13 protein-coding genes are annotated in these 12,235 nt (G+C 66.5%); 4 read left to right on the top strand and 9 right to left on the bottom strand.

Annotated elements, in window-relative coordinates; all coding sequences use genetic code 11:
• Positions 1-11: 11 nt before the first annotated feature.
• The 4 genes from ACW18C_RS06035 (at position 12) to ACW18C_RS06020 (ending at position 3,844) form a co-directional block, all read left to right on the top strand.
• Positions 12-860: a fumarylacetoacetate hydrolase family protein gene (locus ACW18C_RS06035; RefSeq protein WP_008261529.1), complete on the top strand. Its 849-nt coding sequence runs from the start codon at positions 12-14 to the stop codon at positions 858-860.
• Positions 857-1,606, top strand: coding sequence for an SDR family NAD(P)-dependent oxidoreductase (locus ACW18C_RS06030; protein ID WP_035305179.1), 750 nt, complete (start codon positions 857-859; stop codon positions 1,604-1,606). The genes ACW18C_RS06035 and ACW18C_RS06030 overlap by 4 nt, the downstream gene beginning before the upstream one ends.
• Positions 1,607-1,615: 9 nt before the next feature.
• Positions 1,616-2,518, top strand: coding sequence for an amidohydrolase family protein (locus tag ACW18C_RS06025; RefSeq protein WP_492073440.1), 903 nt, complete (start codon positions 1,616-1,618; stop codon positions 2,516-2,518).
• A gap of 63 nt (positions 2,519-2,581) precedes the next feature.
• Positions 2,582-3,844, top strand: a complete 1,263-nt coding sequence (locus tag ACW18C_RS06020) for a sugar MFS transporter (protein WP_292148000.1) — start codon at positions 2,582-2,584, stop codon at positions 3,842-3,844.
• A 639-nt stretch (positions 3,845-4,483) separates the two neighbouring features.
• Here ACW18C_RS06020 and ACW18C_RS06015 read toward each other — a convergent pair.
• The 9 genes from ACW18C_RS06015 to ACW18C_RS05975 all read right to left on the bottom strand — a co-directional run bounded on the left by ACW18C_RS06015 (position 4,484) and on the right by ACW18C_RS05975 (position 12,235).
• Entirely contained in the window at positions 4,484-4,921 is a 438-nt protein-coding gene (locus ACW18C_RS06015) for an alcohol dehydrogenase catalytic domain-containing protein (RefSeq protein ID WP_492073438.1), read from the bottom strand.
• Positions 4,922-4,952: 31 nt separating this feature from the next.
• On the bottom strand, positions 4,953-5,582 hold the full coding sequence (gene leuD / locus ACW18C_RS06010; protein ID WP_492073437.1) for a 3-isopropylmalate dehydratase small subunit: 630 nt from the start codon (positions 5,580-5,582) through the stop codon (positions 4,953-4,955).
• Positions 5,579-6,985 carry a 3-isopropylmalate dehydratase large subunit gene (gene leuC / locus ACW18C_RS06005; RefSeq protein ID WP_492073436.1) on the bottom strand — a complete coding sequence of 469 codons (1,407 nt, stop codon included), beginning with the start codon at positions 6,983-6,985 and terminating at the stop codon, positions 5,579-5,581. Before leuC ends, leuD begins: the two co-directional genes overlap by 4 nt.
• The gene (locus ACW18C_RS06000; protein ID WP_492073435.1) at positions 6,982-7,923 is read right to left on the bottom strand and encodes a hydroxymethylglutaryl-CoA lyase; all 942 of its coding nucleotides are present in this window, start codon (positions 7,921-7,923) and stop codon (positions 6,982-6,984) included. The genes leuC and ACW18C_RS06000 overlap by 4 nt, the downstream gene beginning before the upstream one ends.
• Complete coding sequence (locus ACW18C_RS05995; RefSeq protein WP_492073433.1) at positions 7,920-9,083, bottom strand: CaiB/BaiF CoA transferase family protein; 1,164 nt, start codon at positions 9,081-9,083, stop codon at positions 7,920-7,922. The genes ACW18C_RS06000 and ACW18C_RS05995 overlap by 4 nt, the downstream gene beginning before the upstream one ends.
• A 185-nt stretch (positions 9,084-9,268) precedes the next feature.
• Positions 9,269-10,093 (bottom strand): SDR family NAD(P)-dependent oxidoreductase, encoded by an 825-nt coding sequence (locus ACW18C_RS05990; protein WP_492073431.1) that lies wholly within the window; start codon positions 10,091-10,093, stop codon positions 9,269-9,271.
• 24 nt (positions 10,094-10,117) lie between these two features.
• Positions 10,118-11,092, bottom strand: a complete 975-nt coding sequence (locus ACW18C_RS05985; RefSeq protein WP_492073429.1) for an NAD(P)H-dependent flavin oxidoreductase — start codon at positions 11,090-11,092, stop codon at positions 10,118-10,120.
• A complete protein-coding gene (locus ACW18C_RS05980) occupies positions 11,089-11,874 on the bottom strand; it encodes an enoyl-CoA hydratase-related protein (protein ID WP_492073428.1) in 786 nt (261 codons plus the stop codon). Before ACW18C_RS05980 ends, ACW18C_RS05985 begins: the two co-directional genes overlap by 4 nt.
• A complete protein-coding gene (locus ACW18C_RS05975; RefSeq protein ID WP_492073975.1) occupies positions 11,867-12,235 on the bottom strand; it encodes a Zn-ribbon domain-containing OB-fold protein in 369 nt (122 codons plus the stop codon). Before ACW18C_RS05975 ends, ACW18C_RS05980 begins: the two co-directional genes overlap by 8 nt.

Genomic DNA, 12,235 nt, shown 5'->3' with positions numbered 1-12,235 from the left:
GAAAGCCCCTTATGAAACTGCTGCGTTATGGTCCCAAGGGCGACGAGAAACCCGGCACGCTGGACGCCGAGGGCCGCATTCGTGATCTGTCGGGCGTCGTCGCCGACATCACCCCGGAACAGCTGTACGGACCGGCGCTCGCGGCCTTGAAAGCCATCGATCCGACCAGTCTTCCCCTCGTCGAGGGCCAGCCCCGCTATGGCGTGCCCGTCAAGGGCAGCCGCAAGTTCATCGCCATCGGCCTGAACTTCGCCGACCACGCCGCCGAATCCAACCTGCCCATCCCGGCCGAACCCGTCGTCTTCACCAAGGCCATCACCTGCCTGAACGGACCGAACGACGACGTGATCATTCCGCGCGGTTCGGAAAAGACCGACTGGGAGGTCGAACTGGGCATCGTGATCGGCAAGCCCGCCACCTACGTCACCCAGGATGAGGCGCTGGATCACGTCGCCGGCTATGTGCTGATCAACGACGTGTCGGAGCGCGCCTTCCAGACCGAGCGGGGCGGCACCTGGGACAAGGGCAAGGGGTGCGACACCTTCGGTCCCGTCGGCCCCTGGATCGTCACCACCGACGAGGTGGGCGATGTTCAGGACCTGGACATGTGGCTGGACCTGAACGGCCAACGCATGCAGACCGGCAACACCAAAACCATGATCTTCGGCGTCGCCGAGATCGTCTCCTATCTTTCGGAGTTCATGACGCTGGAGCCGGGCGACCTGATCACCACCGGCACCCCTCCGGGCGTCGGCCTGGGCCAGAAACCGCCGCTCTACTTGAAACCGGGCGATACGGTTCGCCTGGGCATCCAGAAGCTCGGTGAACAGGGCCAGACCTTCGTGGAGTGGAAGCGATGAGCGCCTATCAGGGGCGTTTCGCGGGCCGCACGGCCGTGGTCACCGGCGGCGCCTCGGGCCTGGGCAAGGCGTCGGCCGCCCGCATCGTCGCCGAGGGCGGCAAGGTGGTGCTGTGGGACCTCAACGCCGATGCGCTGGCGGCGGCGGCAGACGAGGTCGGCGCGATCCACGTCGCGGCGCTGGACGTGTCGGACGCGGACGCCGTCGCTGCGGCGGCGGAACAAGCCAACCAGGCGCTGGGCCGGATCGACATCCTGGTCGCCTCGGCCGGGATCACCGGCGCCACGGTTCCGGTGCATGAGTTCCCGATCGACAGCTGGAAGCGCGTCGTCGACATCAATCTGAACGGCGTCTTCTACTGCTCGCGCGCCATCGTGCCCTTCATGCTGGCCAACGGCTATGGCCGCATCGTCAACGTGGCCTCCGTCGCAGGCAAGGAAGGCAATCCGAACGCCAGCGCCTATTCCGCCTCCAAGGCCGGCGTGATCGGTTTCACCAAGTCGCTGGGCAAGGAACTGGCCGACAAGGGCGTCATCGCCAACAGCCTGACCCCCGCCACTTTCGAAAGCCCGATCCTGCAACAGCTTCCGCCCAGCCAGGTCGAATACATGCGCTCCAAGATCCCGATGGGCCGCCTGGGCGAGGTCGAGGAAAGCGCCGCCATGGTCTGTTTCATGGCCTCCGAAGAATGCAGCTTCACCACCGCCTCGACGTTCGACACGTCCGGCGGACGCACGACGTACTAGGGCGCGCGGGTGGCTTCGAATCTTCGCATCGTCGACAGCCACGTCCACCTGTGGGACCTGTCGCGTGCGCGCTATGGCTGGATTCAGGACGATCCCCTGCCGAACAATCCGGCGGGGGACATGTCGCCCATCGCGCACAAGGACTACCTGCTGGAAGACTATCTGGCCGATACGGCGGGCTGGTGCGTGGACAAGATCGTCCACGTCGAGGCCGGCCAGCCTAGGGGCCGGCAACTGGCCGAGACCGACTGGCTCCAGTCCCTCGCCGATGACCGAGGCTGGCCGCACGCCATCGTCGCCGGCGCCGACCTGCTCGATCCCGACCTCGACGCCCTGCTGGAGGCCCATGCCGCGCGTCCGAACGTGCGCGGCGTGCGCCAGATCGTCTGCTGGCACGAAGATCCGCTGAGGACCTATACCGACCGCGACCTGCTGCGTGATCCGCAATGGGTCGCGGGCTTCGCCAAACTGGCCCGCCACGGCCTGTCGTTCGACCTGCAGCTCTATCCGTCGCAGATGGCGACCGCCGCCATCATCGCCGCGCGCCACCCCGACATCCCGATGATCGTCAACCACGCCGGCCTGCCGACGGATCGCAACGACGTCGGCATGGAGCGCTGGCGGATCGGTCTGCGTCTGCTGGCCGCCCAGCCCCAGGTCTCGATCAAGATCTCGGGCCTGGGCATCACCGACCGCGCCTGGACGCCCGAAACCATCCGTCCGACCGTGCTGGAATGCATCGACATCTTCGGGACCGAGCGGGCCATGTTCGCCTCGGACTTCCCGGTCGAGAGCGTCCACGGAAGCTTTGAAGCCTTCTATTCCGCCTTCGACGCGATCACGGCCGACTTCTCGGCCGACGAGCGCGACCACCTGTTCGCCGCCAACGCCGAGGCGATCTACCGCATCTAGCCCCACTCCGCCGAAGCCGCAGCAAGACGGCCAGGCCCCCGAGGAAATCCAGGAGAGTATCCCATGGTCATCGAGACCGACGCCGCCCACACGCCCGGAGGCCTTGCCAAACCCGTCGGCGGCCTGAAGGGTCCGCTGGCCTTCGCCATCGCCTGCTTCCTGATCTGGGGCCTGGCCTATGGCTTGCTGGACGTGCTGAACAAGCATTTCCAGGAGACGCTGAGCATCAGCCAGGCCGACAGCGCCTGGCTGCAGATCGCCTATTTCGGGGCCTATCTTCTGCTGTCGATCCCGGCGGGCATGTTGCTGCACGCGCGCGGCTACAAGTTCGGCATCGTGTCGGGCCTGGCGATCACCGCCATCGGCGCCCTGCTGTTCATCCCGGCGGCGGGCGCGGGCGCCTTCCTGCCCTTCGTCGGCTCGATGTTCGTTCTCGCCGCCGGCCTGTGCATCCTTGAAACCAGCGCCGACACCTACGTCAACGTCCTGGGCGATCCGGCCAAGGCCTCGCAGCGGCTGAACCTGGCCCAGTCGTTCAACGCCCTGGGCGTCTTCTTCGGCCCGCTGATCGGCGGCGCGGTCTTCTTCAGCCCGACGACGACCCAGGCTCTGGGCGGCGCGACCCGCTCGATTCAGATCGTCTACGGCCTGATCGCCGTCGGCGTGGTCCTTTTCGCCATCGCCGTCTGGCGCGCCCGCCTGCCGGAGACCGGCCTGTCGGACCACGGCGGCGCGGCGGAAGGCGACGCCCCCGCCCTGCCCCTTTCGAAGCAGCCGCACTTCATCGCCGGCGTGATCACCCAGGCCCTCTATATCGGCGCCCAGGTCGGCATCGGCGCCTATTTCATCAATCTGGTGACCCACAACTGGCAGGGTCTGACGTCGCAGCAAGGCGCCTTCATGCTGTCGCTCGCGGCCATCGGCTATCTGGTCGGTCGCTTCTTCGCCACCGCCCTGCTGCTGAAGATCAAGCCCCGCGTCCTGCTGACCACCTACGGCTTGATCAACGTGGTCCTGACCCTGATCGTCGCAGCCGGCATCGACAAGGTCTCGCCCATCGCCCTGCTGGCCGTCTTCTTCTTCATGTCCACCATGTTCGCCACCATCTTCGCCCTGGGCACGACCGGCCTCGGCGCCGGCACCAAGAAGGCGTCTTCCCTGATGGTCATGGCCATCGGCGGCGGCGTCCTGCTGCCCTGGCCCATGGGCAAGATCGCCGATCTCTATGGCGCCAACGTCGCCTTCCTGCTGCCCGCCGTCTGCTTCGCGGTGGTGGCTTGGTACGGTTGGAAGGGCGCAACGCTTGGGGTCCGTTCACGCGCTTGATCGTCTGCTCTGCTCTGACCTTGGCTCCTGTCGCCACTAAGACACCCTTCATGGCCCTGAGCCAGAAGGATCCGACTGCACTGAGCGCCACTATTACGGACGGCGGTCGGAACAAACTAACAGGCAGTCAAAGTGGGAATCCATTGACAACGCAGAAGTCTCTGTCTGCCAAAAGACGGATCTCCAACAAGGCTTAGCCAACACCGCCATCCGCCTCACCCGACATCTGCCACCGCACGGCTACAGGATCGCCCGGTCCAAACCCAACTGCTAACGTCGGCCCCTCATCAACGAGCGCCCTCGCCAGAGGCCCTATTCGCATGCCGCCCCTCACTCCCACTCGATTGTTCCACAGTCCAGAAGACGCTGATTTATCAGAGCATATTCTTTGGACGCCAAACCATACCGCCTGCATTCCCGCCACCGAAGTGAGGCTTATGAAAGCAAAGAAGAATATGGCCCCGATAAAATCTGAGTGATGCCGCTGTCTATCGGCAGACGCACGACAATGCTGGTCCTGTAAGGCGCAGCCATCGCGATCTCAGCGCCGCTTCAAATAGCGACAAATCCATACCGACATGTTGGCAGAAGACGAGCATCTGTCCTGGGGGATCGGTTCGAGGCGGGATTGTTGGCCAGTCAGAGTTTCCGGCCGTAATCCCAAAACATCTTTCCCGCATTTCCAGGCGCCGCCGCGAGGTGTTCTGGAATCCCCACGGCCGTATCGGCGTCACAAACGAGGCGATCCCTCAGCACGCCGTCGATCGTCGGCGAACCGAGGGTTGACCTGAGATCGACCGCCGTCGGCGCTCCGGCCGTCCAGGTGCTGGAAAAACCCGGACAGACGCGATCACCGGGCGCGAACCGCGTCACCCCCGGGCCGACGGCTATCACCTCGCCGGCCGCGTCTGACGCGGGCACGATTTCTGCGACGGCGCCGCCGGCGTAACGACCTTCGGCGACCAGCAGGTCGCGAAAGTTCAGGGAGACCGCTTTCACGACGATCAGGATCTGGCCTGGACCTGGCTCCTTTTGCGGTTCCTCAATCGACCGGAACCCATCCAACCCACGCGACAAGACCAGTCGCCAGACCCGTGAACCCAATAAGCTAGACGCCAAGATCGGTCGGCAGGATGTCGCGTCCCCAGAGGTTTCCATTGCGCGCCTCCCAAGCCCTCACGAGCGGCATGGCCGACAACGATTGCGAAATCTCGTCGCGGCCTTCCAACAGCGCTGCCTTGCGATCCGGATCCACCTGGAAACTCACGGTCTCGCCGTTTGATCGGGTGATGGTCTGGGTCGGCAGATCGACAACCATGGTGGCGGTCGCCGAAGCTCCGGCATCCGCCCGAAGGAGGTCTAGAAGGCTGCCGTCCAGAATGATCGGCAGGATCCCATTCTTGAAGCAGTTGTTGTGAAAGATGTCGGCAAAACTGGGCGCCACGATACAGCGAATGCCAAAATCCAGCAGGGCCCACGGCGCGTGCTCGCGGCTGGAGCCGCAGCCGAAATTCTCGTCCGCGATCAGGATGGAAGCTTCGCGCCACGGGGCGCGATTGAGGATGAAGCCGGCGCGTTCGCCCCCATTCGCATCGTAGCGAAGGGCATGAAAAAGATGTGCGCCCAGCCCCGCCCGACTGGTTGTCTTCAGAAAGCGCCCGGCGAGAATCTTGTCGGTGTCGATGTTGGAGAACGGTAGAGACGCCGCCACGCCCTGCAGGCAATCGAAGGGCGTCATCGCGCCAACTCCCTGGAGTCCACGATCTTGCCGCTGACGGCGGCGGCCGCCGCCATCACCGGCGACATCAGATGGGTGCGGCCTCCCACGCCCTGCCGCCCCTCGAAATTCCGGTTCGACGTCGAGGCGCAGCGCTGTCCCGGCATGAGTTGGTCCGGGTTCATGCCCAGACACATCGAACAGCCCGCCTCGCGCCATTCGAACCCAGCGTCGAGAAACACCGAGGCGAGCCCCTCAGCCTCAGCCTGGGCCTTCACGGCGCCGGATCCGGGCACGACCAGAGCGCGGGTTCCGTCGGCGACCTTACGTCCCTCCACCAGACGGGCGGCGGCCCTGAGATCTTCGATCCGGCTGTTGGTGCAACTGCCGATGAAGACGACATCGATGGGCAGGCCCAGCAGTGGCTGACCTGGTTGCAGTCCCATGTAATCGAACATGCGTTGGATTTCCGCCCTCCGGTGCTCGGGCGTCTCTTCCAGCGAAGGCGTGACGCCGTGAACATGGGTCACGGCCTCGGGACTGGTGCCCCATGTGACCATGGGCTCGACCGACGCCGCGTCGATCAGAACGACGCGCTCGAAGGTCGCGCCGGCATCCGTGGCCAGAGCACGCCAGACCGCTTTCGCCGCCTCGAACCCCTCGCCCTGAGGCACCATGGGGCGGCCCTCGATCCAGGCGAAGGTCTTGTCGTCGGGCGCGATGAGACCGGCCCGGGCGCCCGCCTCGATCGACATGTTGCAGACGGTCATACGGCCGGCCATGTCCAGCGCCCGAATGGCCTCGCCGGCATACTCGATCACATAGCCCGTCGCCCCAGCGGTCCCGAGCTGGCCGATGATCGCCAGGATGAGGTCCTTGCCGGTGACCCCGGCGCCCAGCAGGCCGTCGATTTGCACCAGCATGTTCTTCGCAGGCTTCTGGATCAGGGTCTGGGTGGCGAGGACGTGCTCAACCTCCGAGGTGCCGATGCCGAAGGCGAGCGCGCCGAAAGCGCCGTGGGTCGAGGTGTGGCTGTCGCCGCAGACCACGGTCATCCCCGGCAGGGTCAGACCCATTTCCGGGCCGATGACGTGGACGATGCCCTGCTGGCGGCTGCGAAGCGGCACATAGGGGACGTCGAACTCGACAACATTTCGCTCAAGGGTCTCGACCTGCTCGCGGCTTGCGGCGTCGGCGATGGGGCGGTCGCGGGCTTCGGTCGGCACATTGTGGTCGGCGACCGCGATGGTCCCGCCGGGACGATGGACGGACCGCCCCGCGAGCCGCAACCCCTCGAAGGCCTGCGGGCTGGTCACCTCATTGACCAGATGACGGTCGATATAGAGGAGGACGCCGCCGCCCGCGGCCGGCGCCACGACATGGGCGTCCCAAATCTTCTGGAACATGGTCCGGGGCGTGGTCATGCCGGGACGTCGGCCAGGGTTGGGGCCAGGGTTGAGGCCAGAGTCGGGGCAAGGGCGTCGCGCACCCGACCGCCGATGGCCGCCCCTGGGATTCGAGTTCCCGCGACGGCGGCGCCCAACAGGCGGGGCAGGTCTAGCCCGGTCGCGACCCCCATCTGTTCGAAGGTCCAGACCACGTCCTCGGTGGCGACATTGCCGGTCGCGCCCGGCGCGAAAGGACATCCGCCGAGACCGGCGAAGGAGGCGTCGATCACATCGATGCCGACGTCCCAGGCCGTCACAACATTGGCCACGCCGAGACCGTAGGTGTCATGGCCGTGGTAGGCCCAACGCGTCGCTTGAGGGAAGGCCTGGCGCGCCGCCACAAACAGGCCTGCGACGCGGTCCGGCGTCACGCGGCCGGTCGTGTCGCACAGACAGATCTCCGCCTCCGGCAGGATCTCCACGAGAGGCGAGAGCAGAGCCAGACTCCGCGTGGGATCGACCGGACCGTCCCACGGACAGTCGAAGGCTGTGGCGAGGTTCAGCCGCATCCGCGCGCCGGCCGGCAGAAGATCGGCGATGGCGCGATACTCATCCACGGACTCAGCCGGCGAGCGTCGCACATTGTTCTGGTTGTGCTTTTCGGACACCGACACCACGAAGGCCAGATGGTCGGCGCCGGCGTCCAGCGCCTTCTGGGCATTCCGCAGATTTGGGACTAGCACCTGAACATCGAGACCCGGCAGGCCCTGGGCGTGACGCAGGATCACGCCCGCGTCCGCCAGTTGCGGCACCGCCGCCGCACTGACGAAGGCCGTGGCCTCCATCCGCCGCACGCCCGCCGCATAGAGCTGGTCGATCAGGTCCAGTTTGGTCGTCGTCGGAATCACCTGCGCTATCGACTGGAAGCCGTCACGGGGACCGACCTCCACCAGAGTCAGGCAGCGCGGGCTCATGCCAGGGCTCCTTCGGCGCGCAGGGCGGCGATCCGGTCGGCGTGGTAGCCGAGGAGTTCGCTCAGGATTTCATCGCCGTGCTGACCGATATCCGGCCCCGTCCAACGGATTGCCCCAGGGCTTTCGGGGACGTGAGGGACCACTCCGGCATGAAGGATCGAACCCAGCCGAGGATCCTCGATCTCCCGGACCATGCCCCGGGACAGGTACTGGGGGTCGGAGGCGATATCGGCCGCTGTATAGACCTTGGACGACGGAATATCGGCAGCCTCGAGCCGGGCGGACAAGGTCTCGGTGTCGAGGCCCCGCGTCCAGTCGGAGATCATCTCGTCCAGCACCGCGACATGGGCCACACGCGCCGCATTGCCGATGAAGCGAGGATCGGTCGCCAGTTCCGGCCTTCCCATGGCCCTCGCCAGCTTCTGGAACAGGGGTTCGGAGTTGGCCGCGATCAGGGTCCAATCCCCGTCCTTCGTCGGATAGGCGTTGGTCGGCGCGGCCGTGGCGATGCCGCCGCCGGTCGGCTGCTTGATCTTGCCGAGGCGGCCGTATTCCGGAAGCATGGCCTCCATCATGCTGAAGACGCTTTCGGTCAGGGCCACATCAAGGCTTCTCGCCGCGCCATCGCCGCCAGCCCGGTCGCGCTGCCACAAGGCCGCCATGACGCCGAATGCGGCGTAGAGGCCGGCGATGGAGTCGCCGATGCTGACACCGACCCGAACCGGCGGCAGGTCGTAGGTCCCGGGCGCGTGATTGGTCAGATGGCGCAGACCGCCGATCGCCTCGCCGATCACGCCGAAGGCGGCGCGGTCGCGATAGGGGCCAGTCTGACCGTAGCCAGAGATGTGAGCGATGATCAGTCCGGGACGGCGCGCGCGCAGCACGTCAGGTCCCAACCCCAGCTTCGCGAGTTGACCAGGCCGGAAATTCTCGACCACGACGTCGCATTCGGCCGCGAGGTCCAGCACCACCGCTCGACCGGCTGCGGACTTCAGATCGATCGCGATGCTGCGCTTGTTACGGCCATGGACCGACCACCACAAAGAGCGGCCATCCACTTGTTCGCCCCATTGCCGCGCGGGATCGCCGGACGGCGGCTCCACCTTGATGACGTCGGCGCCGAGGTCGCCCAGAAGCCGGGTGCAGAAGGGCGCGGCCACGAAATGACCGAGCTCCAGAACGCGCAAACCATGCAGGGCGGGCGCGATCGATGTGGGCGATGCAGATGAAGGCGTCGAGGGCATGCGCGGTGTGTTCCCAAAAGGACGGTCAACACACTAGCCGCCGCAGGCGCCCGGACTATCCCCGGTCCGGGGGACAGTGAGGTCCGGACCGGGAAGTGCGACTATTCTTCATAAAGACCGGCCTCGAGCAGGCGGATCGAGGACAGATCGGCGCCGTTGCGGCGAGCGAAGAAGCTGGTCGTCAATCCGCCGTCCACCGGCAGGATCACCCCCGTCAGATAGGCGGAGGCGTCGGACAGAAGCATGACCGCCGGACGCGCGATGTCGTCTGCGGTCGCGATGCGCGCCAGCGGCGTGCGGTCCTCCACCGCCGCGACGAAGGCCGCCGGGATGGCGTTGCGGAGCAGAGGCGTGTCGACAAGGGTTGGCGCAATACAGTTGATCTGCAGACCGAACCGCCCCCACTCCAGCGCCAGCGACTTCACAAGGCCATTAACCGCGTGTTTGGAGGCGACATAGGCGGTCCGGCCGGACTGGGCTCCCAGGCCGTCGATCGAGCCGATCACCACGATCCGCCCGGCGCCCCGCGCGATCATCGCTCGACCGAAGGCCCGGCAGGAGGCGAAGGCGCCCAGCACATTGACGTCCATGATTCGCGTCCAGTCCTCGAGCGGCGTCTCCAGACTGGGGCTCGCTCCGCCGATCCCGGCGCAGGCCACCAGACCGAAGACAGGGCCAAGTTCGGCCTCGAACCGCGTCGCAGCTGCATTCAGCGCCGCCTCCTCCCGGACGTCGAGACTGATGCCGAGGACGCGGGCTCCTAGAGCCTCCAGTTCGGCGACGGCCGCCTCGACCCCGGCCGCGTTCAGGTCGACCAGCCCGATCACGGCGCCGTCCCGCGCCAGGGTGCGCGCCGTGGCCAGACCGATGCCCGACGCGCCTCCGGTCACGATGACGACCCTGTCCTTCAGTCCGTAGTTCAGCATCTCGGCCTCCTGTGGCTTGGGCGTTCAGGCGACCGGGTGGTCGAGCGCCGCGTCGATCAGCCGGTCGGTGAAGACGGGAATGCGGGCTGCGGCCTCATACTCGCTCGCGAGCCGGTCGACGAGTTCGGCCACAGACGGCGTGTCGGTGATCTGATCGACCCCCTGCCCCGCGCTCCAGATGTCCCACCACGGGCGAACGCCGGGCGGCGCGGGCGTCGAGTCGTCTGCGGGGTCGAGTCCCGCCTCTACGAGAGAGGGGATCAGCCAGTGGGCCGGGGCGCCGCCCAGTCTGGCGGTATAGACGAGGTCGGCGGAGGTCGCGTCCACCAGCATGGCCTTGTAGGCTTCCGGAACCGCCGCCTCGCGGGTCGCGATGAACCGAGTCCCCATGAAGGCCAGGTCCGCGCCGAGGATTTCGGCGGCGCGGATCGCGGCGCCGGTCGACAGCGCCCCGCCCATCAGGACCGTCTTGTCAAAGCGCGCGCGGATCGCGGCCACCAGCGCCAGATGGCTGATCCGGCCCGAATGGCCGCCCCCTCCGGCGCCGATGGCGGTTATGCCGTCCACCCCAACCGACATGGCCTTTTCCGCGAACTTCAGGCTGACGGCGTCGGCATAGACGAGGAAGCCCTTATCGTGAGCGCGGCGGGTCAATTCCGTCGGGTTGCCGGTCGCGTTGATGATGATCTCGACGCCGTAACGCCGACAGGCCTCCAGGGTCTCCTCGAACTCCTGCGGCGGCAGGTTGGAGGCCATGTTGACCGCGATCGCCCCGATGCGCGCCTCGGGCTCCTCGTCGCGCCGACGATCCAGAGCCTCGCGGATGCCGGCCAGCCAGACGATGAACTCCTCCAGCGACCGGGCATTGTGGCGCGGCAGCCCACCGATCACTCCCGCCAGACAGCATTCGCGCACGAGGTCAGGACCCGAGACGCTGAACATGGGTCCGCAGACCAGAGGCAGGCGAAGGCCGGCGCGAATGTGGGGGTCGAGGCTCATCGTCCGGTGAACCTCGGCGGGCGTTTCTCGAGGAAGGCGCGGTTGCCCTCCTGACAGTCCTCGGTGGCCGGGATGGTGGTCTGCATACGGCGTTCCTGAGCGAGACTCTCCTCGAACCGGCTCTCCCCGGCGGCCCAACACAGTTCCCGCACGCCCGCGAGGGCGACAGTGGGCCCCTCGGCCAATCTGACCGCCAGCGACAGCGCCCTCTGGGGCAGATCTACGTCAGGCACCACCTCGGTCACCAGTCCCCATTCCAGGGCGCGTCCAGCTGGAAGCTTGTCCGCCAGCAGAAGCACCTGCATAGCGCGGACGCGGCCGATGGATCGCGTGAGCAGCGCGGGCACGCCGCCATCCGGGACCAGACCGATCCGCGCATAGGGAGCGAGGAAGTAGGCGCTTTCCCCAAGGACGATGACGTCCCCCACCAACGACAGCGCCATGCCCAGGCCAGCGGCGGCGCCTTGGACCTGGACCACCAGAGGGATTTTCAGGTCGCGCAAGCGCTGAACCATCGGATTGTAATGCGCCTCCAGAATTAGACCGCCGTCGACTTCCGGGCCCGGCGTGGCGCTGGGATCCGACAGGTCGACGCCAGCGCAGAAGGCTCGCCCGTCGCCGGACAACAGGACGGTGCGGGCTTCCGTTTCCGCCAGATCGCACAGGGCGACCAGCCGCGCCGCCATCGCCGGCGTCAGCGCGTTCAGGCGCGTGGCGGCGGCCAGGGTGATGCGGGCGACGCCGCCCGTCAGTTCGTAGCGGACTTCATCGACCTCAGTCATGGCGCGGCCTGAAGAACGGAACCCAACCGCTTTCGGCTTCCTGGAAGATCAACTCGACCTCCTGATCGATCGCGAGACTTTCGGGCTCAGCCTCGACGATGTTGGTGAGGATCGACACCCCGTCCTCTAGGGTGACGTAGGCGACCACATAGGGGCCCTGCGGCCCCCGTCCGGTCAGGCTGTAGCTGTAGATGGTCCCGCGCCCCGACGAAGCCTTCCGCCCCACGTCCGCGCTGAAACAGAAAGGGCAGACACGGCGAGGATAATAGTGGACCTGATCGCAGGTCCGGCAGTGGCCGAGTTGCAAGGCGCCGTCGGCGGAGCGCCATTCGGCCTGACCCGATGTATCGACTTCGTCCAT

The sequence above is a fragment of the Brevundimonas sp. FV1ye7S genome (assembly GCF_058680995.1).
The sequence above is the reverse complement of the archived record's forward strand: the minus strand, read 5'-3'. Positions and strand labels throughout refer to the sequence as shown.